The 17,733-nt window shown below is 56.3% G+C and carries 12 protein-coding genes; 6 read left to right on the top strand and 6 right to left on the bottom strand.

The features are described from left to right. Window positions 1-250: 250 nt before the first annotated feature. Window positions 251-1,912, top strand: coding sequence for a DEAD/DEAH box helicase (locus tag CJF39_RS19335; RefSeq protein WP_094994884.1), 1,662 nt, complete (start codon window positions 251-253; stop codon window positions 1,910-1,912). 98 nt (window positions 1,913-2,010) lie between these two features. Here CJF39_RS19335 and CJF39_RS19340 read toward each other — a convergent pair whose 3' ends face one another. Then, window positions 2,011-2,778, bottom strand: coding sequence for a DODA-type extradiol aromatic ring-opening family dioxygenase (locus tag CJF39_RS19340; RefSeq protein WP_094994885.1), 768 nt, complete (start codon window positions 2,776-2,778; stop codon window positions 2,011-2,013). Window positions 2,779-2,879: 101 nt separating this feature from the next. Between CJF39_RS19340 and CJF39_RS19345 the strand changes: the two genes are divergently transcribed. After that, on the top strand, window positions 2,880-3,539 hold the full coding sequence (locus CJF39_RS19345; RefSeq protein ID WP_094994886.1) for a thiopurine S-methyltransferase: 660 nt from the start codon (window positions 2,880-2,882) through the stop codon (window positions 3,537-3,539). A gap of 62 nt (window positions 3,540-3,601) precedes the next feature. On the opposite strand, the gene htpX is transcribed toward CJF39_RS19345, so the two are convergent. After that, the gene (gene htpX, locus CJF39_RS19350) at window positions 3,602-4,489 is read right to left on the bottom strand and encodes a protease HtpX (RefSeq protein ID WP_047273939.1); all 888 of its coding nucleotides are present in this window, start codon (window positions 4,487-4,489) and stop codon (window positions 3,602-3,604) included. 312 nt (window positions 4,490-4,801) lie between these two features. Further along, window positions 4,802-6,013: a pyridoxal phosphate-dependent aminotransferase gene (locus CJF39_RS19355; protein WP_094994887.1), complete on the bottom strand. Its 1,212-nt coding sequence runs from the start codon at window positions 6,011-6,013 to the stop codon at window positions 4,802-4,804. A 218-nt stretch (window positions 6,014-6,231) separates the two neighbouring features. Between CJF39_RS19355 and msrB the strand changes: the two genes are divergently transcribed. Together msrB and CJF39_RS19365 are read left to right on the top strand one after the other, a co-directional pair. Beyond that, window positions 6,232-6,627 (top strand): peptide-methionine (R)-S-oxide reductase MsrB, encoded by a 396-nt coding sequence (gene msrB / locus CJF39_RS19360; RefSeq protein ID WP_094994888.1) that lies wholly within the window; start codon window positions 6,232-6,234, stop codon window positions 6,625-6,627. Window positions 6,628-6,650: 23 nt separating this feature from the next. Then, a complete protein-coding gene (locus CJF39_RS19365) occupies window positions 6,651-7,136 on the top strand; it encodes a glutathione peroxidase (RefSeq protein ID WP_094994889.1) in 486 nt (161 codons plus the stop codon). A gap of 26 nt (window positions 7,137-7,162) precedes the next feature. Here CJF39_RS19365 and CJF39_RS19370 read toward each other — a convergent pair whose 3' ends face one another. Then, window positions 7,163-9,478, bottom strand: a complete 2,316-nt coding sequence (locus tag CJF39_RS19370) for a response regulator (RefSeq protein WP_094994890.1) — start codon at window positions 9,476-9,478, stop codon at window positions 7,163-7,165. Window positions 9,479-9,642: 164 nt separating this feature from the next. Between CJF39_RS19370 and CJF39_RS19375 the strand changes: the two genes are divergently transcribed. Next, window positions 9,643-10,536 (top strand): ATP-binding protein, encoded by an 894-nt coding sequence (locus CJF39_RS19375; RefSeq protein ID WP_094994891.1) that lies wholly within the window; start codon window positions 9,643-9,645, stop codon window positions 10,534-10,536. Further along, window positions 10,529-11,011 (top strand): GAF domain-containing protein, encoded by a 483-nt coding sequence (locus tag CJF39_RS19380; RefSeq protein WP_094994892.1) that lies wholly within the window; start codon window positions 10,529-10,531, stop codon window positions 11,009-11,011. The genes CJF39_RS19375 and CJF39_RS19380 overlap by 8 nt, the downstream gene beginning before the upstream one ends. Here CJF39_RS19380 and CJF39_RS19385 read toward each other — a convergent pair. Beyond that, the gene (locus CJF39_RS19385; RefSeq protein ID WP_170942705.1) at window positions 11,008-13,959 is read right to left on the bottom strand and encodes an HD domain-containing phosphohydrolase; all 2,952 of its coding nucleotides are present in this window, start codon (window positions 13,957-13,959) and stop codon (window positions 11,008-11,010) included. The genes CJF39_RS19380 and CJF39_RS19385 overlap by 4 nt on opposite strands. 97 nt (window positions 13,960-14,056) lie before the next feature. Beyond that, window positions 14,057-17,710, bottom strand: a complete 3,654-nt coding sequence (locus CJF39_RS19390) for a transporter substrate-binding domain-containing protein (RefSeq protein WP_094994893.1) — start codon at window positions 17,708-17,710, stop codon at window positions 14,057-14,059. Window positions 17,711-17,733: the final 23 nt, after the last annotated feature.

Consider the following 17,733-nt stretch of genomic DNA (forward strand, 5'->3'; position numbering starts at 1 on the left):
AAAACACTTCTTTTTTTTGATAAATCCGGTATAGTGCGCGCCGGCCTTTAGCCGGGCCACGTTTAGGTGTCGCATTTCCCGAAGCACGCTTCGGCTGCTCGTCCGTTTCGCGGACAACCCTGAACGCTCCATTCATTTAAACGTTTTCGCAAATCCCCGCCGACAAAGCAGCCAGGGCGACTCTTGAGTCTTACACGGCATGCGCAGCTTTGGAGCATGGGTCTTTGCGGATGCACTTAGAGGCAGACCCATGACCCAGGAAACCGGCGGCTTCGCCGCTTTTAATCTTAATCCGAACATTCTTGCAGCCGTCGCAGCGACTGGCTACGAAGAACCTTCGGCTATTCAGCAGCAATCGATCCCGATCATCATGGCCGGTCACGACATGATTGGTCAGGCGCAAACCGGTACGGGTAAAACCGCCGCGTTCGCCCTGCCGATCCTGCATCGCATCGATCCTGCTAAGCGCGAGCCGCAAGCCCTGATCCTGGCGCCAACCCGTGAGTTGGCGCTGCAAGTAGCAACCGCTTTCGAAACCTACTCCAAGCAAATGCCTGGCGTAACTGTGGTAGCCGTTTACGGCGGCGCGCCTATGGGCCCACAGCTGAAAGCAATCCGGAATGGCGCGCAGATCGTTGTCGCCACACCGGGCCGTCTGTGCGACCACCTGCGCCGTGACGAAAAAGTATTGGCAACCGTGAACCACCTGGTTCTCGACGAAGCTGACGAAATGTTGAAGCTGGGCTTCATGGACGACCTTGAAGTGATCTTCAAGTCTCTGCCATCGACCCGTCAGACCGTTTTGTTCTCTGCAACCCTGCCGCAGTCGATCCGTGCCATTGCCGAGCGCCACCTGCGCGATCCGCAACACGTGAAGATCCAGACCAAGACTCAGACCGTTACCGCGATCGAACAGGCTCACCTGTTGGTTCACGCTGACCAGAAGACCTCGGCTGTATTGAGCCTGCTGGAAGTTGAAGACTTCGACGCCCTGATCATGTTCGTGCGTACCAAGCAAGCGACCCTGGATCTGGCCAGTGCCCTGGAAGCCAAAGGCTACAAAGCCGCTGCGCTGAACGGTGACATCGCCCAGAACCAGCGTGAGCGCGTTATCGACTCCCTCAAGGATGGCCGTCTGGACATCGTTGTGGCGACCGACGTGGCAGCACGTGGTCTTGACGTTCCGCGTATCACCCACGTGTTCAACGTTGATATGCCGTACGACCCTGAGTCCTACGTTCACCGTATCGGCCGTACTGGCCGTGCCGGTCGCGAAGGCCGTGCGCTGTTGCTGGTAACGCCGCGCGAGCGTCGTATGCTGCAAGTGATCGAGCGTGTAACCGGTCAAAAGGTTGCTGAAGTTCGCCTGCCGGATGCTCAGGCCGTTCTCGATGCCCGCATCAAGAAGCTGACCAACAGCCTGGCGCCGCTGGTTGCTGATGCCGAATCGACTCACGGCGATCTGCTGGATCGCCTGACTGCCGATATCGGTTGCAGCCCGCGTGCCCTGGCCGCCGCTCTGTTGCGCAAAGCCACCAACGGTCAAGCCCTGACCCTGGCTGCCATCGAGCGCGAACGTCCACTGGTGCCTAACAGCGCGCCGCGTGAACGTTCGGGTGATCGTCCTGAGCGTGGTGATCGTGAGCGTCGTGCTCCGGTTCCATTGGCCGAAGGCCGTGCCCGTTGCCGTACCGCGCTGGGTGCGCGTGATGGCATCGCTGCCAAGAACCTGCTGGGCGCTATCCTCAACGAGGGTGGTCTGGCACGTGAAGCAATCGGTCGCATCCAGGTGCGTGACAGCTTCAGCCTGGTAGAACTGCCGGAAGATGGCCTGGAAAAACTGTTGGCCAAGCTCAAAGACACGCGTGTTGCCGGCAAACAGCTCAAGCTGCGTCGCTACCGCGAAGATTAATCACTGCTGCAGTGATTGATCGATAAAAAAATCCCCGACATGTTCGGGGATTTTTTTTGGCCGGGATTTGTACCAGGCGTCAGGTCGATCGCCTGCCTTCACCCGAACCGGTAAATATCCATGCCCAGCGCACCCAACGTCCAGCCTTCGTGAGCCACATCAAATGCACCTCCGGCCCCACGAGCGAAAAACAGAGGCAGCAAGTGTTCATCACTCGGGTGGTTGCGCCCGGCAAAGGGGGCGTTGCGCCGGTAGTCGTGAAGCGCTGCCTCATCGTCAGCCCCGAGTTTTTCAATCATCCAGTCCCGAAATGCCTTGGCCCAAGGCTCGATATGATCGGGGCCTGCGTGCCAGTCCAGTTCGCGCAAGTTGTGGGTGATGCTGCCGGAGCCGATCAACAGGATGCCTTCTTCGCGTAGATCGGCCAGGGCGCGGCCAATGGCAGTTTGAGCGGTTGGGCCCAAATGGCTGGGCAGCGAAACCTGTACCACGGGTATCTCCGCTTGCGGGTACATCAATGACAGGGGGACCCACGTGCCGTGATCAAACGGCCGCAGGGGATCCAGCCGGGCGGGCAGCCCTTTGTCAGCCAGTCGTTGCGCTACCTTGGCTGCCAGTTGCGGGTCGCCTGGAGCCGGGTATTGCACGGCGAACAAGGCGGGCGGGAATCCGCCAAAGTCATGCCAGGTTTCAGGAGCCGCGCCGCTGCTGACAATCAGTTCCGGGCTTTCCCAGTGTGCAGACATGACCACGATGGCCTTCGGCCGCGGCAGCTCGGCTGCCAAGCGGGTCAAGGCGGGCCCACTGGCGCCGGGTTCAAGTGCCAGCATCGGCGAGCCATGAGAAATAAACAGGCTGGGAAGCATGAAGAGGGCCCTCAAGGTTAAGATGCGTCATCTTCATCCTGATCAATGATCTACATCCAATATAAGTTTTAGTGGTTATCTATCGAATTTTAAGGTGAATCATGCAGGCTGATTTTTGGCACGACCGTTGGGAGCGTAATCAGATTGGCTTTCACCTGGAGCACGTGAATCCGTATTTAGAGCGTTATTGGCCAGACCTCGGCCTTGAGCCCGGTGCGCGCGTGCTGGTGCCGCTCTGTGGCAAAACCCTCGATTTAACATGGTTGGCGGCTCAGGGTTATGAGGTGTTGGGCGTTGAGCTGTCTGAGGCAGCGGTGCAGGCCTTTTTCAGCGAACATAATCTCAAGCCCAGGGTTAGCCAGCGGGGCGGCCTCAGTGTTTACGAGGCAGGGTCGGTGACTTTGCTGTGTGGTGATTTTTTTGCGTTGAGTGCTGAGGAGGTCGGGGACTGTTCAGGTGTTTACGACCGAGCCGCACTCATCGCTTTGCCCCCGCCTATGAGAGAGGACTACACGCGCCATTTGACGAGCCTCTTGCCAGTGGGTTGCCGGGGCCTGTTGATCACCCTCGATTACGATCAGAGCGAGATGAAAGGCCCGCCGTTTTCAGTGCCCGACCCGGAAGTTCAGCATCTGTTGACGGCGCATTGGTCAATCGAGACCCTTGAGCAACCGGACATTCTGGGTAAAAGCTGGAAGTTTTTGAAAGGTGGTGCGACCCGGTTGGTTGAGCGTGTGTACCGGCTGGAGAAAACGGCCTGACGCGCATCAAACTGACATGAAAAAGGGCGACCGAAGTCGCCCTTTAGGGTTCGTCGCCGGTGTTAGCCGCGGCGACGCAGTGCATCGATACGCTCTTCCAGCGGCGGGTGGCTCATGAACATACGGGCCAGCCCTTGTTTGATGCCGCCGTTGATACCAAAGGCCGCCAGGCTGTCCGGCATATGCACAGGCAGGCCTTGTTCGGAACGCAGGCGTTGCAGGGCACTGATCATGGCCGCCGTACCTGCAAGGTGAGCGCCAGCTTCGTCAGCACGGAATTCACGTTTGCGCGAGAACCACATCACGATGGCGCTGGCCAGGAAGCCCAAAACCAGTTCCGCGAAGATGGTCGCCACGTAGTAGGCAATGCCACGGCCTTCTTCGTTTTTAAAGATCACCTTGTCCACAAAGTTGCCGATGATGCGGGCGAAGAACATCACAAAGGTGTTCACCACCCCTTGCACCAGCGCCAGGGTCACCATGTCGCCGTTGGCGACGTGCCCGATTTCGTGAGCCAGAACCGCTTTTACTTCATCAGGTGAAAAGCGCTCCAGCAAACCTTGGCTGACAGCAACCAATGCATCGTTCTTGTTCCAGCCTGTTGCAAAGGCGTTGGCCTCATAAGCGGGAAAAATACCCACCTCCGGCATTTTTATCCCGGCTTCACGGGACAATTGCTCAACGGTTTGCATCAGCCATTGCTCATGGCGGGTACGGGGTTGAGTGATGACTTGGGTGCTGGTGCTCATCTTCGCCATCCATTTGGAAATGAACAGCGAGAACAGAGATCCTGCGAAACCAAAGACTGCACAGAAAACCAACAGCTGACTGAGGTTCAGATCAACCCCGTTGGCCGCCATGAACCCGTTGAAGCCAAACAGGCTCAGGGTGATGCTGGCAATCAGCACGACCGCCAGGTTAGTGGCCAAAAACAGCAAAATGCGCATCATGGTTGTAAGAATCTCCTCGTCTTAAGGTAGTGCCGCATGCGGGTATATAAGGTGCTGTTACAGGCTATTCAACCAAGTGACTATTTCAAACTGTGTCCTACAGGCTGATTCTAGTTGCAAGAAAGCCGTTTCCTAGTACGGATTGACTTTTTTAGAGGCGAAAATTCGGTTTCGGGTCAATAAATACAAGGCATGGCGGTTTTAGCGAGGTACGGGGAGGAGGACAGCAGTCGAGTGGATGTGGCGGATGAAGAATATTTCATACAAAACATGCTGTACGACATTTGATGTGTCGCACAGCATGTTGGGAAATTACTGACGATAAGTTTTCAGGAAATTACCGATTTTTCCGATCGCCTGCTCCAGGTCATCGACCCGTGGCAGCGTGACGACGCGGAAATGATCGGGCCACGGCCAGTTAAAAGCCGTGCCTTGCACCACCAGCAGTTTTTCCGAAAGCAGTAAGTCCAGGACGAACTTCTCATCGTTCAGGATCGGGCAGACTTTTGGGTCAATGCGCGGGAATGCGTACAAGGCTCCCATGGGCTTGACGCAACTGACGCCTGGAATGTCGTTGAGCAGCTCCCAGGTACGGTTGCGTTGCTCGAGCAAGCGGCCATTTGGCAGGACCAGATCGTTGATGCTCTGATAACCGCCCAGTGCTGTCTGGATCGCGTGCTGACTTGGTACGTTGGCACACAGGCGCATGTTGGCCAGCATGTCGATGCCTTCGATATAGCTCTGGGCATTGTGTTTGGGGCCGGAGATGGCGATCCAGCCGGAACGGAAACCCGCTACGCGATAGGATTTGGACAAACCGTTGAAGGTCAGGCACAGCACATCAGGGGCCAGCGATGCGGTGCAAATGTGCACGGCATCGTCGTACAGGATCTTGTCGTAGATCTCATCGGAGAACACGACGAGGTTGTGCTGGCGTGCGATTTCCAACATGCCTTGCAACACTTCCCTGGAATATACCGCGCCCGTCGGGTTGTTCGGGTTGATGATGACCATGGCCTTTGTGTTCGGCGTGATCTTGGCCTTGATATCGGCCAGGTCCGGGAACCAGTTGGCCTGTTCATCGCACAGGTAGTGCACAGGATGGCCGCCTGCCAGTGTTACCGCAGCGGTCCACAGCGGGTAGTCAGGGGCCGGGACCAGCACCTCATCACCGTTGTTGAGCAGCGCTTGCAGCGACATCACGATCAGCTCGGACACACCGTTGCCCAAGTAGATGTCTTCGATACCGACGCCTTCTACCTGTTTTTGCTGGTAATACTGCATCACCGCCTTGCGTGCGCTGAACAAACCTTTGGAATCGCTATAGCCCTGAGCGGTGGGCAGGTTGCGGATCACGTCCTGGAGGATTTCATCCGGGGCTTCAAAACCAAATGGCGCCGGGTTGCCGATATTCAGCTTGAGGATGCGATGGCCTTCCTCTTCCAGGCGTTTGGCGTGCTTGAGCACTGGGCCGCGAATGTCATAACAGACGTTGGCGAGCTTGTTTGATTTGCTGACCTGCATGGCGATGTGATCCCGAAAATGAACGATCCAGTCAGAGGTGATGCCTGACTGGGAAATTCTGTGTCTTCACACAGCGGCAATCCGCGTTGCTTCAACAATCCGTTTGAATGCAGATAACGCGGGTGCCAGACTGGCGTTTAACGAGGCGCAATCATACGTGCCACCCGACCCCTGGAAAAGCCACTGGTCGGGGGTTTTTCAGTGACAGGGGGATAACCATGCAGAAGTTGGAAAAAACGCTGGACGAGTGGAAGGCTATGCTCGATCCGGAGCAATACAACGTATGCCGTCTCAAAGGCACCGAGCGGCCATTCTCAGGCAAGTACAACGCCACCAAAACAGAGGGTGTTTATCACTGCATCTGCTGCCATGCGCCTTTGTTCGATGCTAAAGCCAAGTTTGATTCGGGGTGCGGCTGGCCGAGTTTCTATGAGCCGATTGGCGAGAGCGCAATGGTCGAGATCCGTGACGTGAGCCACGGGATGATTCGCACCGAAGTGGTGTGCGCCACGTGCGACGCGCATTTGGGGCATGTATTTCCCGACGGCCCACCGCCAACAGGCCTGCGCTACTGCATCAACTCGGTGTGTCTGGATCTCGTACCGCGCGACTGAACATCACTTTTCGAGGCTCCGTCATGACCGATAACGTGTTGAATATCCCTTGCACTACGCTGACGGGTGAAACAAAAACCTTGGCCGACTTCAACGGCAAAGCGCTGCTGGTGGTCAATACCGCCAGCAACTGCGGGTTTACGCCTCAATACAAGGGCCTTGAGGCCCTGTGGCAGCAGTACAAGGATCGCGGGCTGGTGGTTCTCGGGTTTCCTTGCAACCAGTTCGGGCAACAGGAGCCGGGGGACGAGGCGGCCATTTCGCAGTTTTGCGAGATCAATTTCGGGGTGAGTTTCCCGCTGTTCAAAAAAATTGAGGTCAATGGTGCCCAGGCACACCCGTTGTTCAAGGCGCTTAAAAAGCGCGCACCGGGGTTGCTGGGCTCGACAGCGATCAAGTGGAACTTCACCAAGTTCCTGATCAGCGCCGACGGTCAGACCATCAAACGTTATGCCCCGCCGACCAAACCCAACGCGTTAAAACCCGACATAGAAGCGCTGCTGGGCTAAGCGCTGCTTCACGTCCGACCAACTTCTCAGGGCTTCAAGGGCACCCAGGTGTCCAGCAGCGCCTCAAGCTCTTCGCGGCGGAAGGGTTTGGCCAAGTAGTCGTTCATGCCCGCTGCCCGGCAACGCTCGCGCTCTTCGGGCATGGCATTGGCGGTCAGGGCCACAATCGGCAGGTCCGGCCAGCGCTCACTTTGGCGGATCTGCCGGCTGGCTTCGTAACCATCCATGACCGGCATGTTGCAATCCATCAGCACCAGGTCGAAGTCGTGTTGTTCCAGCTGATTCAGGGCTTCGCCACCGTGTGCGGCGACCACCACATCGCATCCCAACTTGCTCAACATGCCTTTGGCCACCAACTGGTTGACGGGGTTATCTTCGACCAGCAGGATTCGCGCGCGATGTTCGGTTGGCTGACTGCTGACAGGCACGCGCAAGGCTTCGTCATCGTCTTTTTGCAGCAGGTGCAGCAGGCTTTGATAGAGCGCTTTGCGCGACAGTGGACGGGCCTTTTGTTGCAAGGGCGCGAGGGCATTCACCTGATCGCCGGGCATGAAGTTGCCATAGGCCGTGACCAGCAAAATCGGCGCACTGATAGCGGGGCGCAAACCAAACAGGCATTCCGGGCAATCGGTGATCAACAAGTCAGGGTCAACGCCTGCCAGTGAATCGTCGATGGAAAAGCGCCGGTAGTTCAAGCCCCAGGTCGGTAACAGGTTGCCAAGCAGCTCAGACAAGCCGCTGCTGGCAGTGGTGACGGCAATGACCTTGCCCTGCAATGGCGTGGGCGAAATGGCCGGCGTGTGGCAGGGCAGCGGCAGGTCGGCGCAGAACTGGCTGCCAAAACCGACTTCTGAGCTGATGGTCAGACGTCCTTGCATGACCTCGCACAGGCTGTTGGTCAATGCCAAGCCCAATCCGGTGCCGCCGAATTGCCGGGTAATACCCGCGCCAGCCTGGGTAAAGGGTTTGAAAATTCTGGCCTGGGCTTCTTGGGCAATGCCAATGCCGGTGTCGCAGACCTCGATGCGCACTCGGTCGTTTTGTGCCTGCAGGCGTACATCTACACGACCAAAGCGGGTGAACTTCAACGCGTTGGACAGCAAATTGCTGACGATCTGCCGCACCCGCGTCGGGTCGCCGATCACCAGTGCCGGGAAGTGCGGGTCAATCAGGCAAGTCAGTTCGACGCTGGGAGCAGCGTTCTGGGACAGCAAGCTGGCGGTGTCTTCAACCAGCGCACCGAGGTCAAACGCAATGTGTTCGAGCTCCAATTGCCCGGCATCGAATTTCGACAGGTCGAGAATGTCATTGAGCAGTTCGACCAGCACTTTGCCTGAATCGTGGGCGATTGACAGTTGCTGGTGCTGCTCGGCATTCAACGGGCTGTCCAGGCTCAAGGCCAGCATGCCCAGCAGGCCATTGAGCGGGGTGCGTATTTCGTGGCTCATGTTGGCGAGAAACGCCGAGCGCGCCTGGGCCATCTCCAGCGCCGTGCTGCGAGCGGTTTCGAGCTCTTCATTGGACTGCGTCAGGCGCGCGTTGATCGCCTTGAGCTCCTGGGTGCGGGCCGACACGATGTGTTCCAGTTGCGCCAGGTACTCGGTCAAGCGGTTCTCGGCGCTGCGCCGGTGTTCGATTTCTCGCACCAGGGCGTCAAATTGCTGGTTGGCCACGTTGACCAGCACCCCGATCTCGTCGTCCTCATGGCCGGGCGGGCAATCAATACGCGATTGTGTGGGATCGCCGGGTTTGCTGTTACTCAGGTCGCGAATCACCCGTACCAGAGGCTTGGTCAGCATCACGTAAAACAACCCGAGCAGCAGCCCGGACAAAATCAGGCTGCGGGCAAAGCCGGTGAGCAGGGTCACTTCTGCACGGTGCAAGAAACGACTGCCAAACGGGTAAGTGTCCACCTCTAGGTGCAGCACGCCCACACTTTGCTCGGGCAGATGATTGAAGTAGAGCCGGTCATCGAATGAGCGATTGGCGCCGAACAAAAAGTCACTCAACGTGCGGTAGCGGCCGTCTTCGGGCTGATCGTGCACCGAGGCCAGCATCGATTTGTCGTTATCAATCAACTGCGCGCCAATGATGGCGGGTGAGCGCAGGAGCCCCAGCGCGAGCTCTTGCGCCAGTTCAGAGTCGAGGTTGTAGGCAATCCGTGAGGCCGGGTTATGGCTGATCTCAAGCAAGGATTGGATTTCACGATTGATGGCAGCGTTTTCGCTGGCATAATCGATGCCAATTTGTAGCAGGCTGAGCAGCGTCCCCAGTACAAAGCCGACCAGCACTGTCAGCCGCGCCTGTTTGAAAGACAGGCGGTGGGTGAGTTTTATATCCATAGGGTGCTGCACCTGTTTCCATTCCTTTCGCCGGACCAGAGATTAACAGGTTAGCCGACACGCGGTGCCGGGATCATCCTGCTGGCTCGTATCGGTTACTTCGGGAATGGATATCCAGGCCGTTCCATCAATGCGCAATCTGTGTATCAGTCTGAGGAGATGTTGTGGATTCTAAACTGAATGCCTTTCTGGAGCGTGCCGACGCTGTGCTTGCGCGTATTGAGCCCTTGTTGCCAGCGATTCGTGAGCCTGTGGACTGGGAGCATGCCCTTGCCGCACGCTGGCAGCGAGAAGGACGTGCAGGGTATTTGCTGGCGCTGGACGTCAGCCTTGAAATGCGCCTGAGCGACTTGATCGGCATTGATAAACAGCGCGATCAGTTGGGGCGCAATACCAAACAATTCCTTGACGGTTTACCGGCGAACCACGCATTGCTGTGGGGCTCGCGTGGTACGGGCAAATCCTCGCTGATCCGCGCGCTGCTGGCCGAATACGCCTCACGAGGGTTGCGCCTGATTGAAATCGAGCGCGATCATCTGGCGGATCTTCCGCGGGTAGTTGAAGCGCTACAGGGGCTGGAACAGCGCTTTGTACTGTTTTGTGATGACTTGTCGTTTGAGGCGGGCGAGGGCGATTACCGCGTGCTGAAAAGTGTGCTGGACGGCTCGCTGGAGCAGGCGCCAGAAAACGTCCTGTTGTACGCCACTTCCAACCGTCGGCATTTAGTGCCGGAGAACGAAAGCGATAACGAACACTGGAAACGTGTGGACGGAGAACTGCATCCCAGCGAGGCAGTCGAGGACAAAATTGCGTTGTCTGACCGCTTTGGTCTGTGGCTGTCGTTTTATCCGTTCACACAAGAACATTTCTTGAGCGTGGTTGAGCACTGGATCGGCGTATTGGCGACCAAAGCCGGTCTGCAGTGGCAACGTGATGAAGCGCTGGATATTTTGGCAGTGCGTTGGGCGACCGGGCGCGGCAACCGTAATGGTCGTTGCGCCTATCAGTTCGCGCGCTACTGGGTCGGATTGAAATTGCTGGAGCAAACCAATGATTGATTTGAACGCCACAGGCGCAGGCCTGGACGGTTACACCTTGTTAAAGGCGCAGTTGGAATCTCTGCTGGCCGATGAACGTGACTTTATTGCCAACGCCTCGCAGTTTTCGGCGTTTTTGTTTCATCAACTGGACGACCTCAACTGGGCCGGCTTTTACCTCAATCGCAATGAAGAGCTGGTGCTTGGGCCATTTCAGGGCCAGATCGCCTGTGTCCGCATCCCGTTTGGACGGGGCGTCTGCGGTGCAGCCGCTGCCACCCGTCAGACTCAGCGGGTTGACGATGTGCATGCGTTCCCTGGCCACATCGCCTGCGACAGCGCGTCGAACAGTGAGCTGGTGGTGCCTTTGGTCAAGGACGGTCGCTTGATTGGCGTGCTGGACCTGGACAGTCCACGTATTGGCCGTTTCACCGAGCAGGATCAACACGGCATTGAAGCGCTGGCGGCGATCTTTTTGCGTTTAAGTGACTGCTAAGCCGCAAGCCCGGCCTTGCGCAACAGGGCATCGATATCCACGTCGTCAATTTGCTCAGGCTCAAGAAAGCGCCGGGCGTATTGCATAAAAATCTGTTCGTGCATAAACAACGCAAACAGTTGCGGGTCGATATGAGCGTCGTGGCACATGGCTGCCATGATGCTCAGCGCTTCGCTCAATGTTTTGCCCTTTTTGTAGGGGCGGTCCGAAGCGGTTAATGCCTCAAAGATATCGGCAATCGCCATCATCCTCGCTGCCAGACTCATTTCTTCGCGCTTAAGCCGTTTCGGATAACCGGTGCCGTCCATTTTTTCGTGATGGCCGCCCGCGATTTCAGCGATATTGCCCAAATAGCTCGGGAAAGGCAGGTGCTTGAGCATGAGAATGGTCTGCACGATGTGGTTGTTGATGATGTAGCGCTCTTCGCGGGTCAGCGTGCCACGGGTTGTACTCAGGTTGTACAGCTCGCCACGATTGAATTTGTAGGGAGGAACGTCCAGTTGAAAACCCCAGATATTGTCAGGTTCAATCCGTTCCGATTCGTTGCGCTCAAACAGGTGTTCCGGTTTGTCGGCCAACAAACGTTCGGTGACGGGCAAAGGGTGTTCCTCACGCGTTGCTTGACGCTTGTTTTCCTCCCATGACACCCCTAAACGATCATCCAGCGTGCGCGTCCAGGTGCGCAGGGCAATGGTTTGCAGGCGTTGCAGATCGGCCTCGGCCATGGCCTCGCCCCCCATGTTGCAATGTGCGACGAAGGCAAAATCGTCATCCAGGGCGGTCAGGGCTGCTTCAAGGATCTGCGTCAATTGCTGATCGTTTCCGCCCAACGCCCGGCCTTGCCAATAACTGACCCATGCATCGCGCTTGAGTACTTCAAAACGGGTGCGTATCTCATGAATGCGGTCGTACAGCGTTTCAAGTTTGGTGGCTTTGTCTACAACGTACTCGGGAGTCGTGACTTTGCCGCAGTCATGCAGCCAGGACGCGATGTGCAGCGCCTCCCATTCTTCGTCGGTGGGGCTGTAGTCCTCAAATTCAGGTGCCTGGCTGGCAGACGCGGCTTCAGCCAACATCAGGGTCAGGGCCGGTACGCGTTGGCAGTGGCTGCCGGTATAGGGGCTTTTGGCGTCGATGGCGCCTGCCAGCAATTGAATGAATGCATCCAGCAGTTGCTTTTGCCGCTCCTGTAAACGCTGACTTTCGATGGACACGGCCGCCGCGCCGGACACGGCCTGGATGAAGGCGATCCGGTCGGCGCGCAGGTGCTCCCGGTCTTCATTGGAGCCACTGTTGTTAAGCAGCAATACCAGAATGCCGACGGTTTCGCCGTGACGGTTGTGCAGGCGAATGCCAAGTAAGTGTGCGCTGTGGGTGTCGAGTGCTTGCAAGACGGGTCGCAGGTCGCCTGACTGCTCAAGGTTGAGCGTGCACACCACGCTGTCGCTGCCTTGGCGCAGTGTGCGCAGCCACTGGGGATAGTCGCGCGCATCCGCATGTATAGGCGAACGCTGCACAATGCCTAAGTCTTGGGCCTGATCACCAATGATCAAGTCTTTGAGGGCAAACTCAGGGCCATCGTTGTCGGTCAGGTAAATCAGCCCGGCTTGAGCCTGAGCGATTTTCATGGTCTCCAGCACCACCGATTGCAGTAACGGCTCAAAGCGGGTGTGGGCCGACAAGCTGGCCGTGATTTCAAAAAAGCTGGCCAGGGTTTCTTTCATTCGACGCATGGATGACGCGAGTTGGTCAATCTCGAGCACGGGTGAATGAGGGCTCGCAGGGTAATCAAAGTCAAAACGGCGTATGGCTTCGGCCTCTTGCACCAACCTGCGCAGCGGTTTAACCAGTAACCGGGAAATCAGCCAACCCACGGGCAGGCATAGCAGCACAATACCCAGTGTGACCAAGGCGCCCTGCCATCGCATCCGGTATGCATCGGCGAGCAGTTCATCCTTCGGGACCATCAGGGCCAAGTGCAGGCCGTTGAGCGCGCCATCGCTAAGTCCGGCCCTCGACACGATCCACTGACGCTGGTCTGCCGTCAGCTCAGCGGTGTTCTCGGTAGAGCGAGTGATCAATGCGCCCAAGGCCGGACTGAGTTGCTCCACTTTCGGCAACTGAGAGGATTCTGGAGCCGCGACCAATTTTGAATAGTCAGGGTAAGCGATTGCATTGTTGTCCTGATCGAACAAGGCTATTTCTGTGTGCGGCGTGACTTTGTGTCTGGCAAGCGTGGCGGACAATTGCGACAGGGTCAGATCGGCGCCCATAACGACTTTCGCAGAACCGCGGCCGGACAGGGTGGTGCCAACCTCACGGGTGGAAAAAAACAGATAGGGGCTGGTCGTTATTTCGTTGTTAATACCCCGGGCGGGGATAAACCAGCTGCGCTGGCGTGGGTCGTAGGTTTCATTGGGGTTGTCGCGCTGGCCCGCCAATGACAAGGATTCATCATAGAAAAAGTGTCGGGACAGCGGCTTAATCTGGTCTGAGCGTTGAATGCTCCAAGCTTCGTAAGCAGCTGATTGTGGGGCAGACAAACGGTCTTTAGCCGCTTGTGTCCGCAGCGGACGAACCAGAAAAAAATTCCCCTGCGCATCCCCCACATACAGCGCCGCCAGGGCAGGATTGTCCTTGAGCGTCTGGACAAATGGCTCCAATAAGGCCATCCGGTCTTCGGCTCGCTCAATGCCTGTATTGGCATTGAGCGAAAGCAGCCTCAGCGCATGACGAATCGGTTGATAGGTGTGCTGTAAATCTTGCTGAACATCCTGTTCGATCTGGTGGAACAACTGTTGGCTGCTGTTAAGAATAATTCGCGTTGTTTGCAAGTAATTGAAAATACCCAGCGCTACACCGAGCACTATCAACAGCAACGTAAACATCACACTGATGTGCACATGCAGCGGAAACTGACGCTTGCTGGCCGGCGCAGTCATGGGCATTAAGGAGTCTCCGCTGTGAACAAGCTTCAGGTCGCCTTAAGCATAGTAGGGCCGAATAACCTGCGCTTTTTTTGTGTTCACAGCGGGAAGGGGGTAATCAGTGGTTCAGTTTCTCAAGTTCAGTCAGCAGTGTTTGCTCCATTGATGCCATGGCATCAATTACCTGCTTGCAGCAGTGATGCACGGTACTGAGATCGGCCTTCTCAAGGGCCTCGCATTGCGCTATCAAGAGGTGTGCACTGACAATTCGGGCTGCGCCTTTAATGCGATGTGCCAACTCTGAAAAAGGTGCCAGTCCGTCTTTTGTCGTCAGTTTTTGAAGCTCTTCAAGGTCGATGCGGTTACTGCGCAGGATCTCTTCAAGCAAGCGTTTGACGCGAACCGGATCAGAACCGGAAAGGGCATAAAGACTTTCGATATTAAAGGCGACTTCGCTCGAAGCGGGCTTGAGTTCGTTCAAGCGCTTACTTAACAACGTGAGGCTTATGGGTTTGAACATGCAGTCGTCCATGCCTGCCTCCTGGCAGTTGAGGCGTTCTTCGGGCTGCGCATTTGCGGTAAATCCTAAAATCACGCAAGGCGTGCGTTGTTCGGCGTGCTCGAGATGGCGAATGGCCCGAGTCAAGTCATAACCGTTCATCACAGGCATATTGCAGTCCGCAATAACCACATCAAATACGCCCTGTTTCCAGAGCTCTAACCCTGCAGCGCCGTGCTGCGCGGTCGTAAACATATGCCCCAGAAACCCCAGTTGCTGACACATCAGCAGGCGATTGGCCGGGTGATCATCGACTACCAGTACATTTAGCGGACGGGTGCTCTGTGCGACTTCCGGCTCTTTTTCCGCCTGTTCCAGGCAGGGCGTAAGGGAGGGAAGTTTCAGGGTGATATTCACTTGCGTCCCCACAGTGGGCTGACTGCTAAGTGTCAGCGTGCCGCCCATCATTTCGCACAGGCTTCTGCAGATGACCAAACCCAACCCTGCGCCGCCCAACGCCAGTTGCCCGGAGTTTTCAACTTGTGAGAAGGGGCGGAATAGCCGGGCCTGATCGGCTTCATTTATACCAATGCCGGTGTCCTGCACGCTGAGTTGAAGCTCCACCTGGTCCGGGACCTCGGTGGGGCGCACATCCATTTGCAGCGTGACCTGCCCCCGTTCAGTGAATTTGATGGCATTGCTGATCAGGTTGGTCAGGATTTGTTTGAAACGCAGCGGGTCGATCAGTACATCCGGGGCTTCATGCTCAGGAGTGAACTTAAGGGCCAGGGTCAGTTTCTTTTGGCGTGCCAGACCGTCAAACACCCGAATGACTGCGTTGGCCAGTTCACGCAGGTTGACACGTTCTGCAGACAAATTCAGTCGGCCGGATTCGATGCGGGCGATATCAAGGATGTCGCCGATCAACTCCAGCAGGTCTTTGGCCGAGTTATATGCCACTTCGATGGAAGGCCGGTCCAATTGCCCCTTGTCGGCGCGTTTTAACGTCAGTTCCAACAGGCCGATGACAGCGTTCATCGGCGTACGGATTTCATGGCTCATGGTTGCCAGAAAGGTGCTTTTGGCACGGTTGGCCTCATCTGCACGCTCTTTGGCAGCACGCAGTTCGTCCATCAGTTGACGACGATCACTGATGTCAATCCAGCCCCCGATAATGCCTTGAACTTCGCCCAGAGAATCCCGGTAAGGGAGAATCCAGTGATAGATCGTGATGGCCTGATCGCCCAAGTGCAGTTGACGGTCCATGATCAATGGAGTGCCTTCGCGTATGACGCGCAGGTAGTCCGCCTGGAAGTCGTGTGCTTCGTGTTCATTGCTAATGGCACGCCGGGACTTGATGACTGTCTTGCCGATTACATCCTCGCGTTTGGCTGCAAAGGCTTTCAGGTAACTGTCGTTGCAGGTTTTCAGTACGCCTTCACGGTCACGTACGTAAATGGGATGGGGGGTCTCATTGACCAGTGCGCGCATGAACTCGAATTGGTCGTTTAGCGCGCGCTCCGCCCGTTTGCGATGCTGGATCTGACGGCGCATGTAGGCATTCCAGAGCAGCGACAGTAGCAGCAGCAGCGTGGTACCGATGATGACTTGGTAAATCAGGCGATGATAATTGCGCCAGTAGCTGTCAGAAGCTGGGACATAGCCCCGCCAGCGACTGTTGATAATCCCCAGTTCATCGGGAGCAATGCTGAGCAGGGCTTTATCGAGGATGGTGCTCAATTCGCTGGCATCACGGGCGGTCGCCAACGCGAAAGTGGCGGGTTGGGTTCCGATCGTGGCGCTGATTTGTAAACGGTCCTGAAAAAGCTGGGAAGCCAGCAGGTAGTTGGCAATGACCAACGTATTGACCGCCCCCTCGACTTTTCCTTTTGCCAATAGCTGTGTGGCCTGATAAATGTCGTCGGTTTCAACCAGGGTAATGTCGGGGAATTCTTTTTTCAGGTAATGGGTCAGTGGATTGCCCAACGTCAGTGCAAGACGCTTACCGGCTAATTGTTCAAGATTTGAGGGGTGGTCATGGCCTTTTTCAGTCAGTAGAACAAAAGAGTTTTCGAGGTAGGGGCGGCTGAAGTGGAGCTGGCTCTCCCGGGACAACGAAGGGCTGATCGCTGAAATGATGTCGGTTTCGTGACGCTGGATCATGTCGATCATGTTGCCCAGACTGCGGGTTCGCTGGATCTCGAAACGTAATCCGGTACGCAGTCGAATCATTTCAAGCAGGTCTGCGGTAATGCCCCGAAAATTACCTTCGGCATCGAAAAAGCTGAGTGGGGCCAGGGTTTCGTTGACCACGACCTTGACCGTGGGGTGTTTGGCCAGCCAGCGCTCTTCCCGCTCGGTCAGTTGAAGTTTTTGGTCGGAGAGCAGGATATCGCTACCTGCGCTCCAACGCTTGGCGATGCTTTCACGTTCGCTGTTGGGGATGGCCGCCAGGGTGGTATTGAGAATGTTGAGCAGCATGGGGTTGTCGCGGTGCACGGCGAAGCTGAAACCATACGCTTCATGCTTGCTGAAATTGGCCATTTTGATGTTTTTCAAATAGCCCTTGTTGATCATGTAGTGCGTTGAAATTGTATCGCCAAGAAAGACATCGGCCTGATCGAAGGCTACCGCATTTATTGCATTCTGATAGGACGGGTAGGACTGGATAATTGCCTTGGGATACAGCTTTTTGACATCCTCCAGTGGCAAATAGTGGTACACCATGCTCAGGCGCAGGCCTTGCAGACCTTGGGTCAGCGAGCGATTTTCCCCTTCGCGGCTTACCAGTACAGGCTGGTCAACCGCGTAGGGAATGGACAGGACCAGGTCGGGGTTCGCTGCTTCATAGCCATTGGAGGTACCGAGCATATCGATGGTGCCTTCCACGAGTGCCTGAATCGCCTGGTCTCGTGAAGTAAAGCGTTGAACCCGGATGGACACGTTGAGAGCCTGAGACAAAAGCCCCGTGTAATCGGCGGTAAACCCTTCGTAGTCCTGACCACTGGTGGTCATGTCAAAAGGCGGGTAGTCCGGAGACGAAATACCCACCCGTAATATGCGCTTTTCCTGCAACCAGGTACGTTGATGCTTATCGAGAGGCGCTTCCTGATAATAGATGCCCGAGCGGCTTAGCAATGAATAGTTGTCACGGCCGGTGGCATGGGCCAATACCGGGTAGCACAGGATGAAACCTGCGATCAGTGATAGGAAGTGTATTAGGCTCTGTACGTAAACCCAAGAAATACGATTTTCTGTAAAATACACCGCCATTAAAGCCAGGAGGCCAAGATGGC

This window comes from Pseudomonas lundensis (assembly GCF_002269125.1).
Lineage (GTDB): Bacteria > Pseudomonadota > Gammaproteobacteria > Pseudomonadales > Pseudomonadaceae > Aquipseudomonas > Aquipseudomonas lundensis_A.

What these genes read in the sequence shown, in the direction of transcription:
- CJF39_RS19335 (WP_094994884.1), top strand. Translation starts at nt 251, where the DNA reads ATGACCCAGGAAACCGGCGGCTTCGCCGCTTTTAATCTTAATCCGAAC.
- CJF39_RS19340 (WP_094994885.1), bottom strand. Translation starts at nt 2,778, where the DNA reads ATGCTTCCCAGCCTGTTTATTTCTCATGGCTCGCCGATGCTGGCACTT.
- CJF39_RS19345 (WP_094994886.1), top strand. Translation starts at nt 2,880, where the DNA reads ATGCAGGCTGATTTTTGGCACGACCGTTGGGAGCGTAATCAGATTGGC.
- htpX (WP_047273939.1), bottom strand. Translation starts at nt 4,489, where the DNA reads ATGATGCGCATTTTGCTGTTTTTGGCCACTAACCTGGCGGTCGTGCTG.
- CJF39_RS19355 (WP_094994887.1), bottom strand. Translation starts at nt 6,013, where the DNA reads ATGCAGGTCAGCAAATCAAACAAGCTCGCCAACGTCTGTTATGACATT.
- msrB (WP_094994888.1), top strand. Translation starts at nt 6,232, where the DNA reads ATGCAGAAGTTGGAAAAAACGCTGGACGAGTGGAAGGCTATGCTCGAT.
- CJF39_RS19365 (WP_094994889.1), top strand. Translation starts at nt 6,651, where the DNA reads ATGACCGATAACGTGTTGAATATCCCTTGCACTACGCTGACGGGTGAA.
- CJF39_RS19370 (WP_094994890.1), bottom strand. Translation starts at nt 9,478, where the DNA reads ATGGATATAAAACTCACCCACCGCCTGTCTTTCAAACAGGCGCGGCTG.
- CJF39_RS19380 (WP_094994892.1), top strand. Translation starts at nt 10,529, where the DNA reads ATGATTGATTTGAACGCCACAGGCGCAGGCCTGGACGGTTACACCTTG.
- CJF39_RS19385 (WP_170942705.1), bottom strand. Translation starts at nt 13,959, where the DNA reads ATGCCCATGACTGCGCCGGCCAGCAAGCGTCAGTTTCCGCTGCATGTG.
- CJF39_RS19390 (WP_094994893.1), bottom strand. Translation starts at nt 17,710, where the DNA reads ATGGCGGTGTATTTTACAGAAAATCGTATTTCTTGGGTTTACGTACAG.